This window comes from Paracoccus tibetensis (genome assembly GCF_900102505.1).
GTDB lineage: Bacteria > Pseudomonadota > Alphaproteobacteria > Rhodobacterales > Rhodobacteraceae > Paracoccus > Paracoccus tibetensis.
In genome coordinates, this window is sequence record NZ_FMVT01000006.1 from 181075 (window position 1) to 206190 (window position 25116).

A 25116-nucleotide genomic window follows, 5' to 3' on the forward strand; every position below is an offset into this window, starting at 1 on the left:
GATATCCGTCATGGCGTCGTCGCGCTCCTGCCTTCCGAGAAGGCGCTGAGGTTCCCCCACTGGTCGCGGGCGCGGGTGAAGTAATGCCGCGTCGCGCCACTGCTGAGCTCGGTCTCCGAGCGGGTGACAGAGACTGATGCGCCCGCATTCACCGTCCAGAGCAGGCTGGCGGTCGCCGCGCTGTCGATGTCGTTGCCATAGATCAGCAGGGCCCGGGCGGTGCTGTCGCCGGCCTGCGTCGCCGTCACGTCGATGCGACTCGCGGTGACCGGCGTCGCTGTCGGCCGGGGCGGCGTCGAAATGGTGTCAACCGGGCCGGCGGCGGTGATGATGCTGGAATTGCGCCAGTTGGAGCTGCCCCATGCCCCGCGCGTCTTCACCCGGATCTGGTAGTCGTCGCCGATGCGCGGGAACTGGATGGTGGCCGTGTAGACCCCGACGCCATCGGCGGCCGACTGGTCGAGAACCCCCCCCGAGCGCCATGCGACAAAGCTCCCACCCGGCGGTCGGCGCCGCCATTCCCACTCGTAGCTCGAGGCCGAGGCCGAGGGCGATGCCACCCAGGCCGCCGTCACGCCGGGGATCACCGTATCACCGCTCGTGGCGGCGGCCGCCGTGCCGCTGAAGAGCGAGACCTCCGGAGGCGGCAGCACCCGGCCGATCACCGGAATGCCCGGGCCGCCGGAACTCGCCTGCTCGTCCGACGTCTGCCAGTCGTAGATCGAAGGGCCGTCCTCGGTCAGCGTGACCGGCAGACGAACCGTGATGCTGTCTTCATCGACCAGGCCGGCGGCCGGGCTGATGCTGCGCACGACATACTGCCCGTCCCAGGATCCGAACGGCGGCCCAAGATCCACCGACACCGGCGAGCCAGAGACAAGATCGAAGGCATCCGGCATCAGCTCGAGCTCGATCTCGCGCTGTGCCCGCGATCGGCGCAGCATGATCTTCGCCACCCGCTGCGCCTGGCGATGATCGGTGATCCAATCGAGGGCCACCGTCATCCGCTTCGGAAGCCCACCGTCCGCCGCCTGCGCGCCGGGCTCGACATAGACAGGCGTCTCGGACGGCTCGTAGCTGCGGGCGCGATCGGTATAGGTCGCCACCACCTCCGTGAAGATGTCGTCGGACGGGCGGTGGCGCCGGAAGGTCGGCATGCGCCGATCCGTGAAGTCGCGCACCGTGAAGACGCTGTTGCGGGCGATGGCCGGGATCACCCCGAGCCGCCCGCCGATGCGGGTGAACTGGACGGCGCCGGCATCGGCGATGGGCTTGAGGATATCCTCCAGCTCCTGCCCCTCGCGGAACCACAGGATACCGTCTGCCCGGTAGCGCGGGATCGTGCCGCCATCGCGGGTGCCAACCAGCTGGTCCGAAACATCCGCCAGCCAGCTGAAGGTGTCGGTGCGCAGATACGCATTGGCGTAAGGCTGCATCGGGTTCTCGCGCAGCGCATCCAGCAGGATCAGGCCGAGGTTGCGCGACCAGCTGCGCGCGTTGCCGGCGCGGGGATCGCGAACCCTGGACCAGCGCCCGTCAACATCCAGCTCGGGCGGGAAGCTCGGCCAGCGCTCCTGCCGGTCATCGTCGGAGCCGAGGCGCAGCTTGGCCCACAGCACAGTGCGGCCCCGCCAGGCGTCGGTCGTGCGGAAGTAACCGTCTGTCTCGTTGACAAGGACGTCGGGGCACTTGGTCTGATTGCCTGCGCCAAGCCAGAGCCAGACATGCGGGCCATTAACGCCGGAACCGAAGACCCCGTTCGTCCCGGTCGCCCCCGGCCCCGACATGTCGTGAATGTTGCCCGAGGTCTGGACCTCCCGCTCGTCGAAGTTGACCGTGAACGGCCCCTCGGACTGCCGGCTGTTGAGCAGGTAGCAGATGTAGAGCATCCGCCCCTTGACGTGGATCGCCACCGGCGTGCCAGGCGCGCGGGTGTCGCCGTAGACATAACGGTACTCCGGCAGCGAAGTCGGGCGGCGCAACTCCGCGCGAATGCTCTGCTGCTTGGGCTGGCCAACGAAGCGCTGGACAAGCGCCGAGACAAGCAACGACGCCCCGATCGACAGGACCGCCCCTGCGATCGCTGCGGCCGCCCCTGTCAGACCGATAGCCCCGACGAAAAGAGGGATCAGCGGCCCGGCTGCTGCAGGATTGGCATAGCCGAGGCCGACCAGCGCGGTGGTGAGCAGAAGAAGTTTCTTCACAGGTGCCACCCCCGGCCCGCTTGTCTTGTGATGCCGAAGCCGTCGCGGGTCTTGCCCGCCCAGATCCCCGGCTGGATGCAGATCAGCATGGAGCGATGCTGCCCGATCGAGAGCGCCAGCCCGCCCGGCGCATGGCCCTCCGTCAGTCCAGCCTGACGCGCCATCTCAGCGGCCAGAGCGTCGAAGCTGCCGAGGCTCCGGATGATGCGCAGCGCCTCGGCGCGGCCCGCGTAGCCCCGCCAGGGCGCCAGAGGGTCCACGCGCCACAGCCGGGCGAAGGCATCGCAGGCCGCGCTCACGCAGTCGCAGGCGCCCCATTCGAACGGACGGGACATGGCCTCGTCCACGACCTCCAGCACAGCCTCAGGGCTCACGGCTCGGGCCAGTATGTCTTTTTCACGCGGCCCATCAGCTCGATCAGGCGATCGCCCGCGGTGTCGCCGGGAAAGGCCCGCTGCTGGTCCTCGTCGCTGTGGTTGATCGACGCCATCGACCGCATGCCCGGTCCTGTCGTCATGGAGACGGAAAGCTCGTAGAAAAGCGTGTCGCCGTTCATCTGCGTGCCGAGCGTCAGGACGTCGGCCGTGCCGCTGACAAACTCCACCGCGCCGATCAGACCGTTTCCGCCAGGCGCGGTGGTCGCGCCGAGATAGACCGCGCCCGGGATGCCCCGGATCACCGCATCGGTGTAAGGCTCGATGTCCGGAACATCGGTCACCAGCGAGATGGTGAAGTTATCGGGCACGCCGGCCATTGCCTCATCCGGCACGCTGACCCGGCCGAAGCGCCCGGCGCCGCTCCAGGTCTGCCCGCTCCAGGTGATGTTTCCTGCGCCGCTGTGCATGCGCAGGGGCGCACCGGGCCAGCCGAGCCAGACCAGCACGACCGGGTAAAAGAACGGCCCCGACAAGGCGGTGCGCAGCGCCACCGGCGTGTCCCGCGTCAGATCCATGTGTTGGGCCTTTCGGTGAAGCCGCCGACCTCATCCGCGAAGACCTCGCGAAAGGACCAGCTGTAGCGCCAGTCGCCCGTCACCGGCTGGACAGAGCGCGGCAGCGGGCCGTCCACCCGAAAAACGCCCTCGTCCTGACCGGCGAGATCCACCACGCCGTTCGCAATCGTCGGCTGCCGATCGACCTTGAGCGTCACCGCGCCCGACAGGGGGTGGCGGCGGACGGCGATCACGCGCAGCGACTGCCAGACGTTTCGATTGGCCGGATTGTAAAGCCGCACGAAATCCCCCGGCCGAGCCGCGCGCGTGATGGTGGACGCGCCCGAGATCGGCAGCAGCCAGAACTGACCCTCAGCGACAGCAGGGCCTGCCGGGGCGGCCGCGCCCACAAACCAGGCCAGCGGCTGACCCGCGCGCAACGCGGCCGCTCGCGGATCTCCGCGACCAGCCCGTCGATCGCTCTCATCCAGGAACCAGTTAACCGGCGTGGACAGAAGCCGAACGGCGTGAATGCCGCCCTCGAGCAGCTCCTTCAGCGCCTCGCAATAGCCGGCACCATCGCGGCCATGCGCGAGGGCCGACACTTCCAAGCTCGCCAGGCGCCGCTTCCGCTGGCTGGCCTGCATGACGTCCCGGCCAGAGAGGCCGGAGCGGAGCCGCGCCACGGGTTGCGTGCTGGTCCATTCCGCCGCAACGACACCGACCGGCGGCCAAGGGAAGACATTGATCGGCATCAGCGGTTCCCGAACGATTTGGTTTGGCGCATGGCGCTGCCAGAGGCAGCGACCGATCGACCAATGATGCTGCTCTCGGCCTCGGCCAGAACCGCGCCGACCTCGTTCCGCACGACCGCGCGAATGCCGCCGACATTGTCAAAGCCGATACGGATGTCCTGCGCGCCGCCGGGACCATCGCGGCCCGTGACGCCGCGCGCCATCTCCCGCGACAGGCTGTGGGGAAAGACCACATCGCCGCTTTCCAGCCGCCGCGCTTCGCCGCCCGCCTCGTTGATCTGGAAGATGCCAGCGCGCACGATGCGCCCGCCATCGGCCAAGGCCGGGATGGCGTTCAGACCGGCGCCTTGCAGCGCGGTGGCCAGCGGGTCACTGCCGAAGAAGGCGCCCGCGATGCTGCCAAAGAGCCGCGACAGACCGCTCTGCATGAGCCGCGACGCCATGTCGCTGAGCATGTCGCGGAAGGCCTCTTTCAATGTCGTCGTGCGGCGGATCAGCCCGTCCATGTAGGGCATAATGCTGTCGGCCATGGACTGGCCAACGCGATCGCTGGCGCTTTGCACAAGCGGCTGACCAGCCGCGACGCCAAGCCCGAGCCCCTCGGACATGAAGCGGCCGAACTCCATCATCACGCGCGAGGGCGAGCGAATGCCAAGAGCCCGGGCAAAGCCGGCGATGTAGCCGCCGCCATCCGCCGCGCCCTGGTCCGCGATCGCCGCAGAGCCCTGGGCAAGGCCAGCAGCGACGTCCCGCCCGACGGGCGCCAAATCGATTCGGCCGTTACCCGCCCGGTTGTTGCTGTCAGCCTGCGCAGCGCCGCTGGAGAGGCTGGAAATCTTGCCGCCGAGCTCGGCCGCGTTGTCCCAGACCCACTTGAGCGCGGTGTAGATCGGCTCGATCACGGACCAGGCGGCCGAAAAGGCGCTGCTGATCCTTGACATCACCGTGTCGAACGCGGCCCTGACATTGCTCCAGCCGTTGATGATCTGGTCCGTCATGCCGAGCGCGTCGGTGACAGGCTTGATGCCCTTCTCCCAGGCAAAGGTGATGACGCCGACGATCCCGTCCCATAGCGTGCCGTAATAGGCGAGGAACCCATCCCCGATCGCCTTGAGCCCGTCAAAGGCGCCGGTCACGTCGCCAGTGAAGACCCCGCGGAAGAAGGACACAAACCCGTCGAACGTGGACCGGATCCCGTCCCAGAGGCGCCCGAACCATGGCCCGACATCCTCCCAATTGTCGTAGATCAGGTAGGCCGCTCCCGCGATCACCGCCACGGCAGCGCCGATCGGGTTGGCGACCAAGGCAACGCTCAGCGCCTTGACCCCGGCCGCGGCCTTCATCATCGCGGCAACAAAAGGCCCCGCCGTCATGATCATCAGCCCGAGGCCGGACAGGACCGGGCCCAGCACCATGATGGAAGCCGCCAGCGTTGACAGGAAAGACTGCATCGCGGGCGACATGCCCCGAAAGCGCGAGGCGACATCGACCACGAAGGCCGAGAGCCGGTTGAGCGAGGGTGCCAGGTTCGCCGTCACCATCACCCAGATGCCATGCATCTGCTTTTGCAGGCGCGAGAGGTTGTCGTTGAACTGCTCGGCGTTCTTGGCCATTTCCGGCGTGATGACGATGCCAAGCTCATCCGCCTCGTCCATCATCGCGCGCAGCGCGTCCCGCCCCCCATTCAGCATGGGGATGAGATCGGCGCCGGACTTGCCGAGGAACTCCATGGCGAGCGCGGTCTTCTGGGCCCCGTCCGGCATCTCGGAAAGAACCTGGGCGACATCAGCCATGACGTCGGTCGTGCGCCGCAGCTGCCCGTCCGCGCCCCGCACGGCCACACCAATCTTTTTGAACTTGTCCGGCTTGTCGGCCATTGCCCGCGACAGGCGCGCGACAGCGCCCTGCAGCGAGCCCATGGACACGCCCGACATGTCGGCGGCGTGCTGCAGGCGCGACAGGTCATCCACCGGGATACCGATCTTCTGCGCCAGCTTTCCCATGTCATCGGCCGCGCTCAGCTGCGCGCGAAGCCCGGCGGCGATGCCAGCGCCGGCGGCCGAGAGACCGGCGCCGACCACCGCCAGGCGCTTGCCGAATTGGCGCATCTTGCCGGCGTTGTCGTTCAGGCCTTTCTTGAACTGCGCGTCATCGAGCCCGAGCGCGACGCGCATGCGGCCGACCAGTCCGGATCCTGCCATGGCCCTGCCTCCGTCAGATTGCGTGTGCGGAGGCCCGCTTGCGGGCGTCCCAGTCCTGCCGGCCGGCCCTGACCCGGGCCGCCCATTCGTTGATCGTGGTGGTGGGCAGCACGACCTTCAGCTCGTCGAGATAGAAGCCTAGATCCCGGGGCCGGCGTTCGGACTTGCCGAGCACCTGGTCCAGATCCGGCACCTTCTTGACCCGCTGCAGCTTGGCCGCGAGCCAGCCGGCGGTCAGGATCACGTCGTTCTGCTGGTTGCGCCGCAGCACCGCCGCCTTCATTTCCGTCAGCAGGAGACGGGGCGTGATCAGCCAGAACCGCTCCGGACAGAGATCGAGCGCCAACCAATCAGTGTAAAGCCCGGCGAGGTTCAGCGCCTCGCCGGCGGCTTTTTTTTGGCGGACTTCCGGCCTTTTTCGGCTGCCTTCGTGCGCGCCTCCACCGCCGCGACAACCTCGGGATCCGGCTCAGGGAACGCGCCCTCGACCAGCCGGAGGAAGGTCGACAGATCCTCGCGCAGAATGTCATCGGCAACCCATTTGTCGTGCTCTGGATGGTAGCGGTCGAGCGCAAGATCGACGACCCGGACCATCACGCTGAAATCGGGCAGCTCGCCCTCCTTCAGATCGAGATCGGTGATCGGGCCAAGATGCTGCCCGTATTCCTTCTGCAGCTGCGCCAGTCCGATCATGCCAAGGCAAAGACGATAGGTCTCGCCGCGGGCGGTGACGACGACCTCGCCCGTGATCGCGTTCATTCGCCGGCCCCTTCGCTCTCAACCTGCGAGTTCAGGCGGAAGACGGCCTCGGCGGTCATCTTGCCGGCGATGGGCGCGGTGCGGCGGTAGCCCTTGGCAAAGCCGGTGAAGGTTTCCGGCTCGCCATCCACACCGAGCGTCAGCTCGATCAGCACCTCCTCGCCGGTCGCCTTGATCTCGGTCAGCAGGGCATGCGTCGCCGAGCGCGGAACGTAGTTCATCGGTACGGTCAGCTCGCCGCTGTCGATCAGGCCGGCGATGAACTGCTTGCGGCGCCCCGGCGACTCCATGTGCGTCGTTTCCACCTCGTCGACCTGCTCGTCGGGGGCCTCAAGGTCGCCGACCAGGTCGAGCTTGATGAACGCCGGGGCGCCGTTCGTGCCGAGCCGCCCGATGCGGACGGTCGAGCCATAGCCAATTCTGCCAGTCATGTGGGATCACTCCGTGCTGGGTGCGTCAGGAAAAAATGGATGCGGGCTGCCAGGACAGCACGCGGAAGCTCATGACCAGCGTGCCGACATAGGCGCGGGACTGGCTGTGGCTGACGATGGTGGTCTCCTCGAGGGCAACCCCGATCTCCGGCGAGCGCAGGGCGGCGAGCACCAGCGCCTCGATCACGGCACTGTCCTCGTCGAGCCGGTCCTCGATATCCTCGCCGCCCTCCCGGCGCAGCGCGACTTGCAAGAGCGTGCGCCGCTCAGAGCTATTCTGGCTGTCGAGGACGCTCGGCTCCTGCGGGGTCAGAACGCCGAGGATCGGCAACGCGGCCGCGTCGATCGAACCCGGCCAGACCCGCAAAACCGTGATGCCGGCAAGGGCGGGAGTCGCGGCGAGTGCGGCGCGCACGACGGCGCGGTAGGTGCTGCGATAATGGGGCAAGGTTTCAGCCTTCCAAAAGGTGCAGCTCGGCGATGACGAAAGCATCCGCCGCGGGCGAGCCGCTCTTGTGAACCGTGGTCACGCTGAAGCGCCGGCCGTCCGGCACCCGGATCAGATCGCCCCGCGCCAGTTCAGGCGCGAGGCTGCCCGAGACCCGCCAGGTCGGCGCCTCGATCAGCACCGCCTGGCCGTCCGCGCCGGTCACCTCGATCGGGCTCTCGCGGAAGATCGACTGGATCTCCCGGATCAGCCCCACGCGCGGCGCATACTCGACGGGCTCGCCTAAGACGCCCGCAAGCGTCCCGGCGAGCCCGTCGAAGATCCTGGTCATCAGCGGATCGCGCCGTCGAGCAGCACGCGCCCGATCGCCGAGGGGTTGGCCGCCGCTTCAACCGCTACGCCGATCAGCGTGTTTCCGGAGGCGGTGGTGGTGAGATCGCCCTCGGTCGTCAGATAGACCTTGGCGCCGGCCGTCCAGGCCTGAGCCGCCGTCTTCGGCAGATCAAATACGCCGCGGCGAACCAGGACGACATCCTCGCCCTCGGCCGCGTTTCCTTGCGCCACACCGACGATCGAGCCAACCCGGACCAGCTGGCCCGAGACGACGGCGGCCGCCATGGTCAGGGTGAGATGCTCACCCGGCTGCACGTAGTTTTTCATCTCGTGATCCTTTCACGGTTTCATCACGGTTGCAGAATGGCGCAGGGCGGCCACCAGCCGCCCCGCACATCAGATGATGTCGCCGCCTTACGCGCCGTTGACCTTGTAGGCCCCGCGGTAGTCCACCACCGCCGCGCCGAAGATGTGGCGCGCGTCCATCTTGACCAGGTCAGGGTTCATGCCCTCGATCGTCTGCACGGTCGGTGCGGCGTAACCCTCGAGATAGGCATGCGCGATCGGCGGCAGGTCGCTGGAGAAGAGATACCACGCGGTATCCGAGCCGCCGGCCTCAGCGCCGAGGTTCGGGATGACCGCCGGCGTCAGCGTCGACTTGTAGGGGTTCACGTTCGCGTCGGTGCCCGGCGTGATGGTGGTGGCGAACTGCAACGCCAGCAGCTCGAGCGCCGGCGGCACGATCAGCCGGTCCGGCTCGATCTGCAGGAAGTCGTCGCGATCGCGCGAGCCATAGGCGCGCTGCCCCCACATGGCCTTGCGGGCCGCGCCCACAGCGGCAATGCCGATCGTGCCGGCCGCGCCGCCGCCGGTGCCCAGATTGCCATGGTCGGCGTGGAACAGCGGCAGGCCGTCCGACTTCAGGCGCGCGTTCGAGCGGATCAGCGACCAGACCATCGAGGCCTCCATCGTCCGGGCCGCCATGGCGAACTCGGTCGGGATGCGCTGGAAGGCGCCCATGTCGTCGTTCACCACCGCCTCAAAGGTGAGGTTGATGGTGCGGCCGCGGCGCTCGACCTTCAGGCCCTCGGCCTCGTCGGCGAGCACGGCCGATTGATACTCGCCGTTCTCCTTCACCGGCTTCAGGCTGAAATCGCCGCCGAAGCGGACGGAATGCAGCTCGCGGAAGTCGGTGGCGGTGAGCGGCGCGCCGGTGACCAGCTGCCAGCTGGCATTGCGGCGGCGATAGGCCTCTTGAAGCGAGCGGTTCATCACCTCGGTGGTGATGAAGGCAAAGTCGCTCACGCCATAGGCGCCACCCATCATGGTGGTGGCGCGCATGCCGCGGCGGATGGTGTCCGGATCGCTGTAGCCGCGCCCGTTGCCGCCGAGCTCCATCGCCAGGTGACGCACGCGCATGCCGCGATACTGCGCGGCGGCGCCCTCGGTCTCGCCCATCAGCGCGCCGATCATCGCGTTGACGCGGGTCTCGCTCTCGTCGCGCTGGATGCTGCTGCGCGGGCCGCCGGCGGGATTGGTGCTGCGCCCGACCGGCTCCTGGGCGGCCATGGTCGCCATGAAGCGCCGGCCGGCGACATCGGCCGAAACCCCCTCATCGACCAGCGCGTCGACATCGGCCTGCATCAGGCGGCCCGAGGTGACATGGGGGGCGGCCATCTCGCGGATCTCGCGGACACGGGCGCGCTCCTGGGCGATGATGTCGGCCGGGTTGGCCTGCATGGTGGGGGCTGGCGCCGACGGGCTCGCCGGGGCTGCGGGGGTGGCGGGGCTGGCCGCCGGGGTCTGGTTCTTGGGATCCTGAGGCATGCTGCCCTCCATGGAAGGTTGACCGCCGGCGGCGGCAGGGGCCGGCGCGGGCGGCGCGGCCCGGTCCGGGTTACGGGAGCCGTCCAGCCGCTGCCGGAGGCGGGCGGTGGCCGACATGTAGTGCTGCTGCGCGCCCTTCATCTCGGCGGGCACGGCGATCGGGGTAATGGGCTTGGCGTTTTCCTCGACCTCGTCGGCAAAGCCCTCGGCGACGGCGGCGGCCGGGCCGAACCAGCTGCCAGATTGGCCGTTCGCGCGCATCAGGTTGCGCATCTCCTCGGCCGTCTTGCCGGAAGCGGCCGCGTAGACCGCGGCATAGGTCGAGGCGATCATATCCAGCTGGTCGGCCTGCTGCCGGTGCGTGGCGGCATCGCCGAAGGTGATCCCCGACGGATCGTGGATCATGATATGCGAGCCAGCCGACATCACCCGCGCGGCGCCGGCCATCAGGATCAGCGAGGCCGCCGAGGCGGCGATGCCCTCGACGACGATCCGGCAGCCGCCGGGATGGGCGGCGAGCATGGCGCGGATCTGCTCCCCGGCATAGACGTGCCCGCCATGCGAGTTAAGGCGCACCGTGAGATGGCCATCGCCGAGCTGCGCCAGCGCCTCGCGCACCATGGACGGTGCGAAGAAGACATCCTCCTCCCACATCCAGCCGATCTGGCTGTCATCGACCACGTCGCCGCTGAGGATCAGCTCGTTGTTGAAGATCAGACTGCGAGACATCAGGAATTATCCTTTTCTGAGGCGGCCGGGGCGGCGTCGGCTGATGGCTTTGATGGCGCGGGGGGCTTGGCGAATTTCAGCTGGCCATCCGCCTCCGCGTCCTGCTCGCGCTCCTCGCGGATGCGGTCGGGGTCGCGGCCGAGCTCGCGCTGCACGCCCTGGCGGCTGTTCAGCCCGGCATCGATCTCCTCGATCATCGCCGGGATTTCCTTGGTGGGATCGACCAGGATCCGGCGCGGCGGCGTCCAGTCGAGGGTGAACTCCAGGCCGCGGTGACCGGCGAGCGCGAGGCCCTCCCGGAACCAGCGCTCGATGCCCTCGCCCATCTGCATGATCAGCATGCCGCGCTGCCACATGCGGACCAGGCGGTCCATTTCCATGCGGCCCATCCGGCCCGAGGAAAAGTTGACCCCGCGCAGATCGGCCGTGAGCGCCTCATAGGTGATCCCGAGCCCCGCCGCGATCGTGCGCAAGCCCCGAGCCATGAACTCATCATAGCCGTCCACGGTCGGCGGCTGCACGACGGTCGGCTCGGCGCCCTCGGGCAGCTCGACCACCGCCCCGGGCGCCAGGTCCTCGAGCCCGGCACCGGCCTGCGCCGCCCGTGGCGTGCCCCCGGTGTATTTGAGCACGATCGCCATCAACGCCGAGATCCGCTGCTTGAGGATCTGCGCCTCCTGGTAGTCGCTGAGCTCGCCGAGGGTCATCATCACCGGCGCGAGCCAAGGCACGCCGCGCAGCTGGCCGGGCCTGTCGAAGCGGCGCAGATGGATGATGTCGCTCCAGTGCACCCGGGTGGATTCCAGCGGTTTGCGGTGGCGCACGGCGCCCGGATGCTCGTTGAAAAGGTGATAGGCCTCGATCGCGCCGGTCGGCCCGTATTCCACGCCCTCGACCACCAGGTTCTCGCCCCAGCTCTGGACCGTGGTGTCGAGGCAATCGACCTCGACCAGCTCGATCTGATAGGGCAGCGCCAGGTGCCGGCCATAACCGCCGGTGCGCATGCGGCGGCGGATCAGGACCTCGCCATCGGTGAAGATCGTGGACATGCAGATCTGCTGCATTTCCAGAAGATCGTATTCCTCGCCGGCATCCAGGCGGACGCTGAGCAGGTGGCGCTCAACCAGATCCTTGACGGTCGCCTTCACGTTGTCACTGGCGGCGCGCACCGAGGGCATGATGCCTTCGCCGACGACGTTGACGACGATCACATCGCGGGCACGGGCAGCATAGGCGCGGTTGCGGACCATGTCGCGCGAGAGGTTCCGCAGCCGCTCGCGCGAGCCGAAGGCCGCGGCATCGGCCGATGTCGCCGGCGCCTTCCAGCCATAGGTGCGACGCCCTCGCGAGGCGGCGTCGTAGTTCATCACGACGGCGGTCTGCGCCCGGGCCGTGGCTCGCCGCAGCCCCGCCTCGGGCGCGAAGAAGCCGATGGTGCGGTCGATGAAGTTCATCACAGCCCCCGCGTCGTGCGGGGATAGGACACCCGGGACAGACCGGCGGGGGTAGCGGACAGCTCGGCCTCGATCATCGCCAGGGTTTCGCGCATTTCCTTCAGCGAGCGATAGGACACCTTCTCGCCGTTCAGCTCGAGTGAGGATGCCCCCTTGGCGATCGCCGCGCGTAGGGCCGCGGCATCAGCATGCGTGAACGCCATGTCATCTCCTCAGATAGCCGATGCGCCGGGGCGCAGGTTGTGCAGGCGCCGGCTCGCGGGCGCTGTCAGGATCGCCGGGCCGCTCCAGCGGCACGGCCAGAGGGTTGCCGAGGCCGGACATGCACCAGGCCGGCGGCGCCTCCCAATTCACCCGGTTCAGCCCAAGATGCTCGGCGACAGCGAGGCCCTGGACGGAATGGTCAAAGCTCTCGTTGCGGCTCTGCCCCTTGCGCAGCTCCCAGCCCTTCTCCGTGCGTTGCTCGGCCAGGTGCTCGGCCACATGCTCGGCCTCCATCCAGGCCGGAATGTGCTGGGCGCCGATCGGCGTGTTGGTGCGGCCAAGGGCCGCCGCGACGCTGTCCTTCAGCCGATCGACCGCCATGTTCAGCAGCTTGATGCCGCGCGCCTTCTTGCCGCCAGACGCCCGCTCGGGCGCCTCATGCCAGACCCGGTCCCGCTGCTTGAGCCCGCCGCGGCCGACTGACAGATAGAACCGCCCGCCGAGGCCGGCGCGAGCCTGCCCGCGCCAGAACTTCTCGGCATTGTCGGCCCAGCCCGGCGGCCCGCCGAAGTCGATGACCACGGCCACCGGCTTTAGCCCATAGGCCTCGCCCTCGACCGGAAAGACCTTCTCGGCCAGCTCGGCGAGCACGCCGGCATCCTCGGCATAGCGGCCCGGATCCACCGCGCGATACTTGCCGTCGTCGCCCTTGGCCTTGGGCGCATCGTCCGGCGGCTGGTGAATGGCGTAGCGGTCGAGCGCCACCCGCTCGCCTTCCGGGCCCCAGGCCATTACCATCACCTCGAAGCGGTTGCCCTGCACATCGACGCTGATCGTGATGAACCGCGCCCAGGCCGGCGCGATCCCCTTGGCGATCGGCATCGCCTGCATGCGCAGCGCCTCGACCGTCAGCGCGTCCTCGTCCTCGTCCTTGGCCTTGCGATAGGGCAGGCCGATCTCGGTGTAGTGGACCCCAACGAAATCGAGATCATCGCCCGTCGCCTCCATCACCCGGCGGGCGGCCTCGTAACGCTCGACCAGGCCAGCCCAAGACGAAAAGGCCGCAGCCGCGCCGTTCAGCGCATAGCTGGCGATGGACGTGTGCCGCAGCTCCCCGTCCTCGATCCGGACCAGGCGGCGCGCGCCGGTCGCGGGATCGACCACGCGCCCCTCATGCAACCAGCCGCCGTGATGGGCCATCGCCCGGCGGTTCAGCTCGGCCTTGTGGCGATGCTCGATCTCGCAGCAGCCGCAGTGCGGACAGACCATCACGGCTGCCTCGCCGGCCTCGCCCGGATCGAGATCGCGGTTGTAGTCGAGTCGCGCATAGGTCGGCTCGAACAGCTCGCTGCAATCGGGGCATTCCCAATACCAGCGCCCGCGGGTGCCGGCGTTGTAGAGGTTCACGATCCCGGCCGTTGCCGCCGGCAACAGATGCGGCTCGAGCGAGCTCGGCGGCTGAAACTGATCCTCATCTACCGGGAAGGCCGGCGTGCTTTCCGCAACGACGCAGCCCCGGCTCAGAAAGGTCCGGACCCGCACCAGCGCCATGCTCCAGGGCGAGGCTTCCGGCGAGTCTTTTGGGCCGAGCCGCTGCGGCATGTGGTCATAGTCGGTCAGCAGCACCAGGCGCTGCGAGCGCGAAGACAGCTGGTTCGCCACCGGATAGCCGATCGCCAGCCGCATGCCCTTGAATCGCTTGCGGCTGAACGTGCTGTCGTCGCGCGCCTTGCCGAGCCGCTCCCACAGTAACGGGCTGTTTTCGATCGCCGGGTTCAGCTTCTCCTCAACCCAGGCATCCGCATCCGTCTTCGTCATGTGGATCAGCTGCACCGGGCCGGGCGCGCAGGTGATCGCGTGCGCCGAGATAGAGAGGAGCATCTGGCTCTTGCCGCTCTGCGACGGGCCGACGAAGACGACGCCCTTGAAGCGGCGCGACTGCGAGATGTCCTGCGGCTCGGCTGTGTAGGGCGCGATGCCTCGGTCATAGGCCGACCATTTGCCGGCCACCGGTACGCGCAGCGCCCGCTCAGCGGCGTCGGTGACCGAGATCCGGCTCGGCGGATCGAGGAGCGGCAACGCGTCGGCGACCAGTTCCTCGGGCGTGACGAACGGGGGCAGCGGCGGGATGCGAGTGAGTATCCCGGCCGGGCGGTCCAGCATCTCGACCATCAGCCGAGGTCCATCTCGCCTTGCCGGGCAAGGCGCACGACGCTGCTGCGGCCGAGGACCGCCTCGATCTGCCGGCGGACCTCCTCGCGCATCTGGTCGCAGCGCTCCTGCATCTTGGCCACCTGCGCGGGCGAAAGGCCAAACTCCATCTCGGCGAAGTCCGGCAGCGTGTCCATTTCGGCCCCGAAGGTGACGAACACGTCCTCGATCAGCGTCCGCATCCGGTCAACGCGCACTAGGTCGCCCCGTTGCTCGGCAACTCGATTTCGGTGATATTCGGCCTCCGACCACTGCCGCAGGTCGGCGGCGGTCAGCTCGCCCTCTTCCTCGGCCTGGTCCTCGTCGAGGTTGCGGAAGGCCAGTGCCGCTTGAGCGGCCAGCTGATCGCCCCGCTGCTTGGCTGAGCGCAGCCGCGCGTCCCGATCCTGCTTCCAAGCCCAGCACTGCGCAAGGCTAAACTCGTAGGCGACGCCGTTCTGCCCGGCCGAGAGCGCCGGCATACCTTGGCCGGCCCATTTGCCGACCGTGTTCTCCGAGACGCCGAAGGCGCGGGCCAGCTGCGTGCGGTTGAGGGGCGTGCCGTCATCCTCGACGCCCTCCGGAAGCGGATAGCGCGAGACCTCCAGCACGCTCCCATCGGCAAGCGTGATGGAAGTCATGAGGGACAAGCCTTTCGAAAACAACAACAACCCAAACAGCAACCCCGAGCAGAAACTGCTGAATGGGATGTAACGCGGTGCGAATTACCCGCGTGCGAAAAGGCCCCGGGAAGGACCCGTGGCTATCTGGATTTTGCCGCAACGCGCTCGATCATCTTCTCGATCGTGCGCGCCAGATGCGCGGGCAGGCGATCGGCATAAACCTCCGAGGCACCGTCCATGAAGCCGAGGCGCGGGCCATAGACCGGCGCGCCGGCGGTGAAGTGCAGCACCTTGCTGATCGAGCCATCCGGCGCCCGCTTCCAGATCCCCGGCGAAAGCGCGGAGCCGGGCTTGGAAACAAAGAAGCCAGCGCGGCGGCGGGTTTTTGCGCCGGCCGCCGGCGCGGTGGCCGCGGGACCGGACACGGCGGCGATCGCTTGCCGCCGCTCGGCATTGGCCCAGTTGCCGTAGGCGTCCAGCTTTGCGCCCTCGGCCGGGACCGCGGCCTGCATGATCATCCCGCCAGCGCCGAGCTGCGAGGCCATCAGCCGCTCGAGCCCGGTCTGGGCGCGGGCGCCGCCGAGCTCCTGGACCTTCAGGAAGTGACGCCGTCCGACCGTCGCGCGCTCCATGACTTCGGCCTCAAGGCTGTTGGGCTTAGCGCGCCAGACCATGAAGGCGTTGTTTGTGAAGCGGGTGGGCCGGTCGAACACCCGGTCCATCCGGTCCTGCACATGCTTCAGCACGTCGTCGGCAGTATCGTTCAGCGCCCAGCTGGCGGCGCGGCGGGCGTCCTTGTCGATCAGCTGCTTCAGGTTGCGCTGCAGCTCGGCATCGTCCGTCGCGACTCTGAGCATAGCGATGCCTCCGGATCGATGATGTCTCAGCTGTGGCGGTTGCGGACCAACGCGAATGCCCTGTGCAAAAGGGCAACTTCAAGATGTGACAACCTGAGAGTAGATTGGACGGGTAAAGAGTAACCAGAAGGTGTTTCGTGTTTACTGCTCAACAAGTTCCAGGTTCCCGACTTCCCCTGACCACAGCAGACTGGCAGCTCATCATGACGGCAATCAGCGCCTATGGACATAACAGCCAGTACCGCGACTTGATTGACCGTCTGCAAGCTTTCCCGCCAGTGAAGAATGCGCCTGGCTTAAATGCCCCGCTGCGCCGCTCCTAAAGACAAGTGCCCGCGAGGAATGATCCTTGCGGGCGCACGTCTGGATAATATCTAAATCTATGCCCTCCTGCGGGATAAGCGTCAAGGAAGTTTTCTTCCTCGGTTCGCCATTCTGCTCAGAGAAGCCGTGAGCGCCGCGAGGAGAGCCGCGGTGTTCTTGCCGTCGTCGGACCACCCGTGAGCCTTCAGGACGTCCCTGAAGCTTTTCCCGTGAAGGCAAACAGCATCTACCAGCTGCCGATCAAGAATTACCGACGCTGTCGGCTTGCCGCGCTTCGACGGCCTTACCCGCCGCACGACCATCGCGGCGCCACTGCCGATCCGCTGCTGCAGGTTCTTAATCTGTAACCCGACCCACAGATAGGCGTCGATAAACTCGCCGCTGCCGCCGCCAACACCATCGGTGCGGGTTTCGATGCTGGCGCACTTCATGCCGCCTGCTGTGTGCATCTCGACCAAATCGCGGTAGCGCCGGGCGATATCCACCTGTTCCCTTGAAAAGGGCAGGGCAGGCTCGCGCTTCTCCTTCTGTGCTCGCGCCAGTTCTCGCCGTTCAAGATCATCGAAGATGTCGATGGCGCGCGCCGCCTTGAACCCGCGCCAGCCGGTGGCCTCGACCTTGTAGCCGCTCTTTGTGCTGGCATCCGGCATGACGACGTTCGGGGTCACCGCCCGCGTCGGCCCGCGCGCCGGCGCAGCCGGGATGCCGGGGCCACAGCCTTCGGCAGGCATGGCGCGCCGCATGATGTCTCGCAGCCGTGCCGCCTCCAGCGCCAGCCGATCCTCCGAGCCGCCATCCGCCGCGACCGCCAAGCGCTGGAGGTAGGTTCCCATCATGCTGCCGTTCCTTCTTCCGTCACTGCGGCCTGAATCGCCTCGATCTCGGCCAGGTCTTCATGCCATGCCGCCAGCCAAGCCCTTTCGGCAGGCGTCGCGCGTCCAACTTCGATGTTCTCTCGGATCACCCCGCGCTTGTGGCGGTTCTCTTCCGCCTCCAGCTTCAGGCGCGAGATGATGTACTTGCCCGGCGGCGGGCCGAGCCTCTTCGCCACCTGGAACAGCTCGACGGCCCAGTTTTCGGCCATCGCCTGCCGCCCCATGGCCGATCGGATCAGGCTCTGGGCATAGGCGCTGTCGCGCGGGGGCGGGCATTGGATGGTCATTGCCCAGGAGCGGATCAGCCCTTCCTCGGGCCAGACGCCTTTGCCCGCGTGCCGCGCAATCAGATCTACCATGGCCCGCAGGTTGTCGTCGGACATGTAGCTGAGCCAGTCGCGTAGCCGCGACATCGCCTTGTCATGCGCCTCCGCGCTGACCCCGCGCTTGCGCCCCAGCCCAGCCAAAGGCTGCATCAGCAGCATGTCCACTCGAGCCCTCATTTCCGCGTTCACGCCAGACATCTCGACCTTCCCCTTTCTCAGCCCTACCGACTTGTCCACAAGCGCCGCTGCGGGACTGTCGCGAGACTGGCGTTGTCTTTGTCATTTTCTTTGTCCCTGTCTCTATGGAGCGCGACAGTCTTGAAGTGTCTTAGGACTGTCTCAGACTGTCTTGCGGACAATGTTGGGACAGTTTGAAAAGGGTCAGGCGCGCGTTCGCCCGCGCGTCATCGTCAAGTCCAGCATGTGGTCGGACCAACGGGCGATACCCTTCTCGATCCACGAGGAGGTGCGGTACTCGCAGCCTTCCTTGACCAGCCACTCGTCGATCCAGCGCACGGCTGCATCGTTCTCGGCCAGTTCCTTCTGGTAGCCCGAAAGCGACGTACGCAGCCGCAGCAGGCGCTTGCTGGCACTGGCCGCCTCGCTGCGCGCGCGGTGATCCTCCTTGCGCGAGATCGCCTCTGTAAGAGTGCGCAGGATCATCGGGTGCATGAGGCGGATCTCGCCGCCGCAGCTGACCCGTCGCCACTTGTGCAGCGGGCCGAACTCCAGCCGGCAGAGCTGCTCGAAGTGGTCGCGGTCGACGAACAGCATCTTCGCCAGCACGGACATGTCAGTCGGCAGCGTGCCGATCGGCGATTGGTCGTAGCTGATGTTGATCAGGTCGAAGTAGTAGGCCCGGCACTCGGCCGTGCCCTTCAGACGCATGTCGCAGTTGAGCCAGCGCCGCCGCTCCCAAGCCATGAAGTAGTGGCTGTCGAGCCGGTCGTCGCTGGTGAGGGGGTATTCGTCGAGTTCGTCGATTGCCGCCAGGTGAACCGCCATCATGCTGCCACCCGGTCCGCGTCCTTGCGCATCATCCGCGCCAGAAGGTACTGCGAATATTCAGGCGTGAACCCGGCGCTCGCCTGCTTCGACAGGTAGGTGTAGCTGACACCGAGGTCTTTGGCCACGGCGTGCAAAGACGGGTAAAGCCTACTGTGGATGCGGCATTGCTTGGCGTTGCCCGGCTTACCGGGACGCCGAGCGCCCCTGATCCCGGTGCCTGCCCGCTCGGCATCGCCGAAGCGTGCCAGCTGGGCGCTAATGTTGGCCGCCGAGGTTCCGAGCGCTGCAGCGGCTGCCGAAATCGAAGGGTAGACAACGCCCCGGATGCGGACGGGCACGCAATTCTTGCCGCCGCTGCGGTGCTTGACCAGCCCCGCTCGCAACCGGGCTCGACAGTTGCGCTGGCGGTCGATCTCTGCCGCACGGCAGGCATCGCAGCGGCACTTGTGGCGGCTGTATCCACCCGGGGTGCCATGCCGGAAGGGCTTTGCTTCCGGTGCTGGCGAGGCAACCGCGCTCACTCCTCATCCCTTCCATGCACACCTTCGCGCTCATGACGCGGCACCCGCCGGAAGAATTTTTCCGAGATCGATATAAGGCGGTGGTAGCGGCCGAGGGCGCGCCGGGCGCGCGCCTCGTAAAATCGCCCCAGGACGTGGTTCATAAGTCGGGTCATTCGTGGCCCTCGATACGGCTGAAGACGATCTCGGCGCCGGCCAGGGCGATGACCGCCATGACGTAGCGCAGCTTCGGGTCGTGTTCCTCGCGCAGCCAGTTGATGACCTGTCGAGGGCTGACATCGAGAACAGCCGAGGCCTTTTCAGAGAGCTCGCGTTCCGAGCGGGACGGGAACGCTCGCCACAACAAGTCACTGAACCAGCGCCGGCTCGCGCAAGGGTCGGTGGAATGTGCAGGATTTTTCACGGACAGCGCTCCATATTGGTCCCGTGACGAGTGACCATTTGAGCAACGGAGAGAGGACGCGGCATGTTGGGTCATGCGGCGTCCTCTGAGCTTTCAGTAGTCGGGAAGAAGTCCTCACGGACGATCGGGTAACCCAACGAATGCGCTATCCGCAGCACCTCTGGCTTGTGATCATCCGGAATAGACTGTCGATCCTTCCAACTCTGGACCGTCGACACCGGCCGACCAAGGGCCCGAGCCATTGGACGAACGCCACCGAAGATCTGAACAATGTGCGCGACATAGGACATGCGGACAAACTTCCGCATTTTGCAGACGATCGTCAACTGCATTTTGCGGACAGACGTGCGGACACTTACTGTGCGACTAAAAGATTATGACCATCAGTCCTACCGCACGTCGCCTCAGAGAGCTCCGTCAGGCTGCAGGAGTGTCCATCCGCGAAATGGCATTCGAGATCGGCATGGAAAAGGGGAAGTACGAGCACTACGAGGCTCGCTACAAGAAGCCGTATTTGCCCGCCGATCTAGCTAGTAGCGTTGCGCGGGTTCTTGCGGCTCGAGGCGTGCCACGGGAAGATGTTATGGCCCTTTCTGGTCCCGTCGAGGATGTGCCGCCGGCTGACGAGTTGCGCCTATCTGCCCGGTACTCTGAGCTTTCTCCGCGCCGCCAGAGAATGCTGCGCGAGCTGCTGGAGGAGCTTGAGGCAGCCGAACAAGCAGCTCTGCGGCCTCAAGAAGAAGAGCGCGACTCTTCTCGCTGAGTTGGCACGCCCGGCGGCTGAACTCGTCTCCCGTCACTTGAATTCCTTTCGCGCAACCGCCTCGCCACAGGAACATTAGGCGAACAGGCGCCGATGCCGCAACCCTGCGGAGCAATACTGTCGTTATTATTGCGCCAGCGCGGTCGCAGTTCCTGCTGGGCGGTTGATTCGGCAAGAGCCGGAGGGTTTGTCTGCATATCCCCTCCCTTGTCTGCATTTTGCTGTTGACTTCTGTCTGCATAATGCGGACGTTCTGCTGAACCGCAGGAGGGTCCCGCATGACGAACTCGCTGTTTCAGACAATAATGCTGCGCGCTGCCCGAGCCGTCTGTGCAGTAATCTTCTTCCTGAGCGCGCCGACGCTTGTCGCACAGGTGATTGCCGCCGGTGGCACTGTGCTGCGCTCGGCCCTGAATTGGTAGGCGCTTTGCCACCAGCACGACCGTGCGGCTACTGTCCCGCGCGGCCGTCCACTGGCCCGCAGCCGATCTCCTCCTCCCCGACGGCTGCGCGTCCTTTTCCATCTTGAAAGGACTGGAAGCATGTCACGACCACCGGAGCTCCGCAGCCTCGACCAGCTGCTGTCCCTCGCCGACAACGGCGACTACCTGCCCGACCTGCTGTCGCGGATCGAAGCGAACAACGTCGAGATGCGGCAGTTCGCCCAAGACTTCCGAGGCACCGCCAAGGGCAGGATCACCCTGACCATCGACATGAAGACCGACCACTTCGGCCACGTCGAGATGGTCATCGAGGACAAGATCGTCGGCCCCAAGCCGCCGAAGCGCAAAGCCGTCGGCTGGATGACCGGCGACGGCGCCCTGACCACCCAGAACCCCGCCCAGTCCCGCATGGAGGTCCGCGATGTCGGCGGCCACCGCGAGCTGCGCACGGCCGAATAAGGAGAGCCGACAGTGACCCAAGAAACCCCGAAGAACATCGCTGAGACGATCATCGACGAGATGCGGACGCGCGGCGATTTCAGGTATGTCAGCTTCCCAACCTCGGAAGAGCCGGAAAGCCCGACGCTGATCATCGCGCCGAAGGATTTGGTCTTGCACGACCTGACCCGGCAGCACCGCGAGGTGATCGAGGCGCTGAAGCCGTTGCAGCGGACTGGCAAGGCGACGCTGGAGGACCTCGACAGCCTGATCGCATGGACTAACCGCTTCAAGAGTGACAGCACCGTCCTCTTCGGCCAGCTGCAGCCGACGCCGAAGCTGACGGCTATCGCGGACTACCACGGCGCAGGCGCTTCCAAAGTTGCCGCCGAGAGGGGTGATCCTACCGCCAGCTACGGTCGGCACACGGCGCTATACACGTTCCCGGTCTCCGACGAGTGGAAGCGCTGGACCGCGATCAGCGGCAAGGCTCTTATGAAAGACGAGTTCGGCGAGTTCATCGAGGAGAACGCCAAGGATTTCCTCGACCCGACGCCGGCGCTGCTGAACAGCACAACCGAAGGCGCCGAGCCGTGGGAACAGCGGATGATTGAGGTCGCCGCCAAGGTGCAGGGCCGCTTTGGGCAGTACGCTGCGCTGGCGCAGCTGTCGCGCGAGTTTCAGGTGCACGAGACCGGACACCTGCAGGTCAGCACCAATCGCGACACCGGCGAGACGCATGTCCAGTTCCTGGACGAGCACCGTGGCCCCGACGGCGCTCCGCTGCGCCTGCCGAACCTCTTCATGGTGGCGATCCCGGTTTTCGAGGAAGGCGCACTCTACCGGCTCGCCGTTCGCTTCCGCTACCGGAAGGCGGGCGCCGACGTGCGCTTTATCGCGACGCTCTACAACCCCGAGGCCGCGCTGCGCGATGCCGCCCGCGAGGCGCTGAACCGCGCCGCCGAGGAAACCGGCGTGCCGCTGATGATGGGTGTGCCCGGGAGGCGCGCGCTGAACACGCCGGGCGCTGCTCCGGCGTCTGGACTCCCTGCTCATGAAGGAACGACTGCCATGCCTCACTTTGACCAGGCTCAGCTTCAATCCATGCGCGCCGCGGCGCGCGCTTTCCTGACAAATCCGGAACTCGCTGCCAAAACCTCTCCGCAGTTCCGAATTATGATGCTCAACGTAGTTCGGAGCAGCCGCGGGTCCGCCCCGCGCCAGCGCCACTGCGCCGCCAATACAATCAGCCCGACCGGTCCGGAAGGCGGTGCGGCATGATTGAGCGAAATGGCCATCTGCGGCTTGCCTGGGACGCTGATGCTCCGAGGCGAGCCAGGGACAACTTTGACCGAGCGTTGCAGAACAATCTCGAGAAGTATCCACCACCACCTCGCGGCGGCGACCCTGTGGGCATAATGATGCTCTGCGTGATCAGCAGTGCCGCCAGCGCGCTCTTCGCTCTATGGTGGCTCCTGTGACGCTGTTCGACCTCGGCAGTGTCTTCCTTGGCAAGCTCATGGCCGAGAACCTCGAGCTGCATCACCGTGTGACTCAGCTTGAAAAGCGGGTCGAGCAGCTGAGCGGGTCGATGACGCCGGAAGCACCGCGGATTGTCCGTCCGAAAACGCCACCGCGCCGGTTCCGCGCGGCCCCTCTGGCCGAGGGCAGGGCTCAGCTGTGAACCCGCAGCTGACCTGTGACTCGCTGTCCGTCGAGGCGATCGAGGTTCTCGACAGCACCGGCGCATGCCGTGTCGTTAGCATCGCCTTAGGCGAGATCGTGCGCGCGGACGGCCCAGTCACCATCCGTGCCATGGCCGACCTCGAGCCGGCCGAGGCGCGCGAACTCGCTTACGACCTGATCGACGCAGCCGACAAGGCCGAGAGTACTGATGAGCTGCGCCAGGTCCGCAATCTGTCCTCAGTTTCCTGATCAACGGGAAAAACCACATGAACCCGCGTATGGCCGCTCTCCGCTTCCGCGCATGGCAGATCAGCCAGGCCCACGACGGCAACCTGACGATGGCGCAGCTGGCCCAGGTGCTAGACGTGCCGAGCCGCAGCCTATCGGCCGCACTGCGCGGCCAAAAGTGGGTCCTTGCACTGCGAACGTCGGCACTGGACGTGCCAATCAAGCCGGAGTTTGCGAGCAGCGTCGGCTTTAGAGTTATGATGGATGCCAAGTCGTTTCTTGGGGTGCCGGCATGAGCGGCCCCCTGACTTGGCGCGGCGAGATCGAAGCTGCGGAGAAGCGGCTGAGGGAGGCAGGATGACTGACTATCGCGCGATCGACCTGGCCGGCATGCAGCCAGCCCAGCTGGCCTCGCAGCCGGCGCCGCAGCTCATGTGGATCGAGATCAAGGACCTCGTGATCGACGACCGATACCAGCGACTGCTGGCCGAGGGCAACAAGCGGGCGATCTCGAAGATCGCCGCCGACTTCCGCTGGTCTCGCTTCTCCCCCGTGCTGGTCGCGCCGATCGAGGGCGGGCGCTATGCCCTCATAGACGGCCAACACCGAGCCCACGCAGCTGCGCTGTGCGGCATCGAGCGCGTGCCGGCAATGGTGGCACTGGTTGCGCCGGAAGAGCAGGCCGCCGCCTTCATCGATGTGAACACGCGCCAGATCCGGGTGTCTCCTCACCAGATCTTCCGCGCGGCGCTTCTAGCAGGAGAGGACTGGGCAGTCCGCTGCCGTGAAGCTGTGGAAGCTGCTGGGTGCCGCCTGATGGGCAGTAACGCGAACACAGCCAGCAAGAGGCCAGGCCAAATCTACGCGATTGGTCTCATCCGGCGCATGATTGAAGCCCACCAGGAGAAAGCGGTCACCGTCGGCCTAACTGCGATGCGAAAGTACGACGCCGGGGCCATCCCGAACTATTCCGACGCTCTGCTGACGCCTTGGCTGGGCGCGGTGGCGGCGACCGGTGCCGCTGTGGAGGAGTTGGTTGAGGTGCTGCGCAGCCGGCGGCCTTGGCTCGTCATCGACGCCGCCGACCGCATGGCAGAGGCCGATGGGAAGCCGAAGGCCACCATGAGGAGGGACTTCTTTATCATTGCGATACAGGCTGGCCGCGAGTGTGTGCAGTGATGCTATCGCGGTCGTCTGAACAGATAGGCCTCAAGCCACTTCTCCGCTCTCCGACGAGTCCTAAACCCCGGCAGGTTGATTGTTCCTGCGTCGCCGGAGCAATTAACTGTCCGTATGTGGAACACCTTATGAAGTTGGTTATCCACGACTTTTGCCACTTGCTGTACTTCATAGAGAACCATCTGCATGTCCTTTGTGTCTCACGACTGCATAAGCAGGTGGAATCAACTGTCTTGTTGCCATTGATAGCTCACCCCGTTGTATGCACAAAATGGACGTCGCGTAAAAGTTGTAATGAGCCGAGAGCTTGTCGGCTTGGACGACGGGCGCCTCAGGTATGACCTCCGCGCTCCACCAGTTCCACGCGCTGCGCCCCTTCGGCGGCTTTGACCTGATCATGGCGGACCCGCCCTGGAGCTATGAGATGCGCTCCGAGAAGGGCGAAGGGAAGTCGCCGCATTCGAAGTACGCCTGCATGTCGATCGACGAGATCTGCAAGCTGCCGGTCTCGGCGCTGGCGGCGCAGGACTGCCTGCTGTGGCTCTGGGGCCTGAACACGATGCTGCCGCAGGCGCTGCGCGTAATCCAGGCGTGGGGCTTCCAGTACAAGACCGGCGGGCACTGGGTGAAAACGACCAGGAACGGCAAGCTGAACATGGGCACCGGCTACCTGCTTCGCGGGGCTGGTGAGCCGTTCCTGATCGCTACCCGCGGCGCGCCGAAGACCACGAAGGGCGTCCGCTCGGTGCTCATGGGCCAGATCCGCGAGCACAGCCGCAAGCCCGAAGAAGCCTTCGTTGCGGCCGAAAAGTTGATGCCGAACGCCAGGCGCATCGAGGTCTTCAGCCGGCAGAAGCGGGCAGGGTGGTCCAACTGGGGCCACGAGGCCGAGAAGTTTCAGGAGGCTTGCTAATGGGGCGCCGTGTCACCTTCACCGAGGCACAGGTTCGCCGGGCCGTGAAGGCCGCCCGCGAGA

At 66.4% G+C, this 25116-nt stretch carries 33 protein-coding genes; 9 read left to right on the forward strand and 24 right to left on the reverse strand.

Annotation, left to right across the window (positions count from 1 at the left end; translation table 11 throughout):
• Window positions 1–8: 8 nt before the first annotated feature.
• From BLP73_RS10355 to BLP73_RS19025, 24 genes are all read right to left on the reverse strand, one after another.
• On the reverse strand, window positions 9–2213 hold the full coding sequence (locus BLP73_RS10355) for a phage tail protein (protein WP_139165938.1): 2205 nt from the start codon (window positions 2211–2213) through the stop codon (window positions 9–11).
• A complete protein-coding gene (locus BLP73_RS10360; protein WP_139165939.1) occupies window positions 2201–2578 on the reverse strand; it encodes a DUF6950 family protein in 378 nt (125 codons plus the stop codon). Before BLP73_RS10360 ends, BLP73_RS10355 begins: the two co-directional genes overlap by 13 nt.
• Entirely contained in the window at window positions 2575–3132 is a 558-nt protein-coding gene (locus tag BLP73_RS10365; RefSeq protein WP_175453312.1) for a hypothetical protein, read from the reverse strand. Before BLP73_RS10365 ends, BLP73_RS10360 begins: the two co-directional genes overlap by 4 nt.
• Window positions 3133–3146: 14 nt before the next feature.
• On the reverse strand, window positions 3147–3890 hold the full coding sequence (locus BLP73_RS10370; RefSeq protein WP_090743639.1) for a hypothetical protein: 744 nt from the start codon (window positions 3888–3890) through the stop codon (window positions 3147–3149).
• A complete protein-coding gene (locus BLP73_RS10375; protein WP_139165940.1) occupies window positions 3890–6091 on the reverse strand; it encodes a phage tail tape measure protein in 2202 nt (733 codons plus the stop codon). Before BLP73_RS10375 ends, BLP73_RS10370 begins: the two co-directional genes overlap by 1 nt.
• A 13-nt stretch (window positions 6092–6104) precedes the next feature.
• The gene (locus BLP73_RS10380; protein ID WP_090743644.1) at window positions 6105–6437 is read right to left on the reverse strand and encodes a hypothetical protein; all 333 of its coding nucleotides are present in this window, start codon (window positions 6435–6437) and stop codon (window positions 6105–6107) included.
• A 26-nt stretch (window positions 6438–6463) separates the two neighbouring features.
• Entirely contained in the window at window positions 6464–6850 is a 387-nt protein-coding gene (locus BLP73_RS10385; RefSeq protein WP_090743647.1) for a hypothetical protein, read from the reverse strand.
• Window positions 6847–7281: a phage tail tube protein gene (locus tag BLP73_RS10390; protein ID WP_090743650.1), complete on the reverse strand. Its 435-nt coding sequence runs from the start codon at window positions 7279–7281 to the stop codon at window positions 6847–6849. The genes BLP73_RS10385 and BLP73_RS10390 overlap by 4 nt, the downstream gene beginning before the upstream one ends.
• A 25-nt stretch (window positions 7282–7306) precedes the next feature.
• Window positions 7307–7729 carry a hypothetical protein gene (locus tag BLP73_RS10395; RefSeq protein ID WP_090743653.1) on the reverse strand — a complete coding sequence of 141 codons (423 nt, stop codon included), beginning with the start codon at window positions 7727–7729 and terminating at the stop codon, window positions 7307–7309.
• Between the two features lie 4 nt (window positions 7730–7733).
• The gene (locus tag BLP73_RS10400) at window positions 7734–8060 is read right to left on the reverse strand and encodes a head-tail joining protein (protein ID WP_090743656.1); all 327 of its coding nucleotides are present in this window, start codon (window positions 8058–8060) and stop codon (window positions 7734–7736) included.
• Window positions 8060–8389, reverse strand: coding sequence for a DUF2190 family protein (locus BLP73_RS10405; RefSeq protein ID WP_090743659.1), 330 nt, complete (start codon window positions 8387–8389; stop codon window positions 8060–8062). The genes BLP73_RS10400 and BLP73_RS10405 overlap by 1 nt, the downstream gene beginning before the upstream one ends.
• Before the next feature lie 87 nt (window positions 8390–8476).
• Window positions 8477–10618, reverse strand: coding sequence for a head maturation protease, ClpP-related (locus tag BLP73_RS10410; RefSeq protein ID WP_090743662.1), 2142 nt, complete (start codon window positions 10616–10618; stop codon window positions 8477–8479).
• Entirely contained in the window at window positions 10618–12072 is a 1455-nt protein-coding gene (locus BLP73_RS10415; protein WP_090743668.1) for a phage portal protein, read from the reverse strand. The genes BLP73_RS10410 and BLP73_RS10415 overlap by 1 nt, the downstream gene beginning before the upstream one ends.
• Window positions 12072–12275, reverse strand: coding sequence for a phage head-tail joining protein (locus BLP73_RS10420; protein WP_090743671.1), 204 nt, complete (start codon window positions 12273–12275; stop codon window positions 12072–12074). Before BLP73_RS10420 ends, BLP73_RS10415 begins: the two co-directional genes overlap by 1 nt.
• A gap of 1 nt (window position 12276) precedes the next feature.
• On the reverse strand, window positions 12277–14448 hold the full coding sequence (locus tag BLP73_RS10425) for a terminase gpA endonuclease subunit (protein WP_090743675.1): 2172 nt from the start codon (window positions 14446–14448) through the stop codon (window positions 12277–12279).
• Window positions 14448–15107, reverse strand: a complete 660-nt coding sequence (locus BLP73_RS10430; protein ID WP_090743678.1) for a terminase small subunit — start codon at window positions 15105–15107, stop codon at window positions 14448–14450. The genes BLP73_RS10425 and BLP73_RS10430 overlap by 1 nt, the downstream gene beginning before the upstream one ends.
• A 122-nt stretch (window positions 15108–15229) precedes the next feature.
• Window positions 15230–15946, reverse strand: a complete 717-nt coding sequence (locus BLP73_RS10435; RefSeq protein ID WP_245686624.1) for a hypothetical protein — start codon at window positions 15944–15946, stop codon at window positions 15230–15232.
• A gap of 404 nt (window positions 15947–16350) precedes the next feature.
• The gene (locus tag BLP73_RS10440; protein WP_090743681.1) at window positions 16351–17106 is read right to left on the reverse strand and encodes a hypothetical protein; all 756 of its coding nucleotides are present in this window, start codon (window positions 17104–17106) and stop codon (window positions 16351–16353) included.
• Entirely contained in the window at window positions 17103–17636 is a 534-nt protein-coding gene (locus tag BLP73_RS10445) for a hypothetical protein (protein ID WP_090743684.1), read from the reverse strand. Before BLP73_RS10445 ends, BLP73_RS10440 begins: the two co-directional genes overlap by 4 nt.
• Before the next feature lie 216 nt (window positions 17637–17852).
• Entirely contained in the window at window positions 17853–18479 is a 627-nt protein-coding gene (locus BLP73_RS10450; protein ID WP_090743686.1) for a hypothetical protein, read from the reverse strand.
• Window positions 18476–19000, reverse strand: a complete 525-nt coding sequence (locus BLP73_RS10455; RefSeq protein WP_139165941.1) for a hypothetical protein — start codon at window positions 18998–19000, stop codon at window positions 18476–18478. Before BLP73_RS10455 ends, BLP73_RS10450 begins: the two co-directional genes overlap by 4 nt.
• On the reverse strand, window positions 18997–19143 hold the full coding sequence (locus tag BLP73_RS19400) for a hypothetical protein (protein ID WP_175453313.1): 147 nt from the start codon (window positions 19141–19143) through the stop codon (window positions 18997–18999). The genes BLP73_RS10455 and BLP73_RS19400 overlap by 4 nt, the downstream gene beginning before the upstream one ends.
• Before the next feature lie 8 nt (window positions 19144–19151).
• A complete protein-coding gene (locus BLP73_RS10460; RefSeq protein ID WP_090743691.1) occupies window positions 19152–19403 on the reverse strand; it encodes a hypothetical protein in 252 nt (83 codons plus the stop codon).
• A 71-nt stretch (window positions 19404–19474) separates the two neighbouring features.
• Window positions 19475–19693: a carph-isopro domain-containing protein gene (locus tag BLP73_RS19025; protein ID WP_175453314.1), complete on the reverse strand. Its 219-nt coding sequence runs from the start codon at window positions 19691–19693 to the stop codon at window positions 19475–19477.
• Window positions 19694–19779: 86 nt separating this feature from the next.
• Between BLP73_RS19025 and BLP73_RS10465 the strand changes: the two genes are divergently transcribed.
• From BLP73_RS10465 to BLP73_RS10500, 9 genes are all read left to right on the forward strand, one after another.
• Complete coding sequence (locus BLP73_RS10465; protein ID WP_139165943.1) at window positions 19780–20166, forward strand: helix-turn-helix domain-containing protein; 387 nt, start codon at window positions 19780–19782, stop codon at window positions 20164–20166.
• Between the two features lie 278 nt (window positions 20167–20444).
• Window positions 20445–20588 carry a hypothetical protein gene (locus BLP73_RS19405; RefSeq protein ID WP_175453316.1) on the forward strand — a complete coding sequence of 48 codons (144 nt, stop codon included), beginning with the start codon at window positions 20445–20447 and terminating at the stop codon, window positions 20586–20588.
• Between the two features lie 120 nt (window positions 20589–20708).
• Window positions 20709–21068 carry a hypothetical protein gene (locus tag BLP73_RS10470; protein ID WP_090743697.1) on the forward strand — a complete coding sequence of 120 codons (360 nt, stop codon included), beginning with the start codon at window positions 20709–20711 and terminating at the stop codon, window positions 21066–21068.
• 12 nt (window positions 21069–21080) lie between these two features.
• Window positions 21081–22328 (forward strand): DUF2303 family protein, encoded by a 1248-nt coding sequence (locus BLP73_RS10475; protein ID WP_090743700.1) that lies wholly within the window; start codon window positions 21081–21083, stop codon window positions 22326–22328.
• Window positions 22329–22524: 196 nt separating this feature from the next.
• Complete coding sequence (locus BLP73_RS10480) at window positions 22525–22731, forward strand: hypothetical protein (protein ID WP_139165944.1); 207 nt, start codon at window positions 22525–22527, stop codon at window positions 22729–22731.
• Window positions 22728–22982, forward strand: a complete 255-nt coding sequence (locus BLP73_RS10485) for a hypothetical protein (protein WP_090743706.1) — start codon at window positions 22728–22730, stop codon at window positions 22980–22982. Before BLP73_RS10480 ends, BLP73_RS10485 begins: the two co-directional genes overlap by 4 nt.
• A 17-nt stretch (window positions 22983–22999) precedes the next feature.
• Window positions 23000–23257: a hypothetical protein gene (locus tag BLP73_RS10490; protein ID WP_139165945.1), complete on the forward strand. Its 258-nt coding sequence runs from the start codon at window positions 23000–23002 to the stop codon at window positions 23255–23257.
• 61 nt (window positions 23258–23318) lie between these two features.
• Window positions 23319–24140 carry a ParB N-terminal domain-containing protein gene (locus tag BLP73_RS10495; protein ID WP_175453317.1) on the forward strand — a complete coding sequence of 274 codons (822 nt, stop codon included), beginning with the start codon at window positions 23319–23321 and terminating at the stop codon, window positions 24138–24140.
• A 337-nt stretch (window positions 24141–24477) separates the two neighbouring features.
• Complete coding sequence (locus BLP73_RS10500; RefSeq protein WP_090743716.1) at window positions 24478–25053, forward strand: MT-A70 family methyltransferase; 576 nt, start codon at window positions 24478–24480, stop codon at window positions 25051–25053.
• Window positions 25054–25116: the final 63 nt, after the last annotated feature.

Excerpts from the sequence above, each read along its gene's own strand:
- BLP73_RS10370 (WP_090743639.1), bottom strand. The coding sequence starts at position 3,890 with ATGCCGATCAATGTCTTCCCTTGGCCGCCGGTCGGTGTCGTTGCGGCG.
- BLP73_RS10375 (WP_139165940.1), bottom strand. The coding sequence starts at position 6,091 with ATGGCAGGATCCGGACTGGTCGGCCGCATGCGCGTCGCGCTCGGGCTC.
- BLP73_RS10385 (WP_090743647.1), bottom strand. The coding sequence starts at position 6,850 with ATGAACGCGATCACGGGCGAGGTCGTCGTCACCGCCCGCGGCGAGACC.
- BLP73_RS10390 (WP_090743650.1), bottom strand. The coding sequence starts at position 7,281 with ATGACTGGCAGAATTGGCTATGGCTCGACCGTCCGCATCGGGCGGCTC.
- BLP73_RS10400 (WP_090743656.1), bottom strand. The coding sequence starts at position 8,060 with ATGACCAGGATCTTCGACGGGCTCGCCGGGACGCTTGCGGGCGTCTTA.
- BLP73_RS10405 (WP_090743659.1), bottom strand. The coding sequence starts at position 8,389 with ATGAAAAACTACGTGCAGCCGGGTGAGCATCTCACCCTGACCATGGCG.
- BLP73_RS10410 (WP_090743662.1), bottom strand. The coding sequence starts at position 10,618 with ATGTCTCGCAGTCTGATCTTCAACAACGAGCTGATCCTCAGCGGCGAC.
- BLP73_RS10415 (WP_090743668.1), bottom strand. The coding sequence starts at position 12,072 with ATGAACTTCATCGACCGCACCATCGGCTTCTTCGCGCCCGAGGCGGGG.
- BLP73_RS10420 (WP_090743671.1), bottom strand. The coding sequence starts at position 12,275 with ATGGCGTTCACGCATGCTGATGCCGCGGCCCTACGCGCGGCGATCGCC.
- BLP73_RS10425 (WP_090743675.1), bottom strand. The coding sequence starts at position 14,448 with ATGGTCGAGATGCTGGACCGCCCGGCCGGGATACTCACTCGCATCCCG.
- BLP73_RS10430 (WP_090743678.1), bottom strand. The coding sequence starts at position 15,107 with ATGACTTCCATCACGCTTGCCGATGGGAGCGTGCTGGAGGTCTCGCGC.
- BLP73_RS10435 (WP_245686624.1), bottom strand. The coding sequence starts at position 15,946 with ATGCTCAGAGTCGCGACGGACGATGCCGAGCTGCAGCGCAACCTGAAG.
- BLP73_RS10440 (WP_090743681.1), bottom strand. The coding sequence starts at position 17,106 with ATGATGGGAACCTACCTCCAGCGCTTGGCGGTCGCGGCGGATGGCGGC.
- BLP73_RS10450 (WP_090743686.1), bottom strand. The coding sequence starts at position 18,479 with ATGATGGCGGTTCACCTGGCGGCAATCGACGAACTCGACGAATACCCC.
- BLP73_RS19400 (WP_175453313.1), bottom strand. The coding sequence starts at position 19,143 with ATGAACCACGTCCTGGGGCGATTTTACGAGGCGCGCGCCCGGCGCGCC.
- BLP73_RS19025 (WP_175453314.1), bottom strand. The coding sequence starts at position 19,693 with ATGTCCTATGTCGCGCACATTGTTCAGATCTTCGGTGGCGTTCGTCCA.
- BLP73_RS10465 (WP_139165943.1), top strand. The coding sequence starts at position 19,780 with ATGACCATCAGTCCTACCGCACGTCGCCTCAGAGAGCTCCGTCAGGCT.
- BLP73_RS19405 (WP_175453316.1), top strand. The coding sequence starts at position 20,445 with ATGACGAACTCGCTGTTTCAGACAATAATGCTGCGCGCTGCCCGAGCC.
- BLP73_RS10470 (WP_090743697.1), top strand. The coding sequence starts at position 20,709 with ATGTCACGACCACCGGAGCTCCGCAGCCTCGACCAGCTGCTGTCCCTC.
- BLP73_RS10490 (WP_139165945.1), top strand. The coding sequence starts at position 23,000 with ATGAACCCGCGTATGGCCGCTCTCCGCTTCCGCGCATGGCAGATCAGC.
- BLP73_RS10495 (WP_175453317.1), top strand. The coding sequence starts at position 23,319 with ATGACTGACTATCGCGCGATCGACCTGGCCGGCATGCAGCCAGCCCAG.
- BLP73_RS10500 (WP_090743716.1), top strand. The coding sequence starts at position 24,478 with ATGACCTCCGCGCTCCACCAGTTCCACGCGCTGCGCCCCTTCGGCGGC.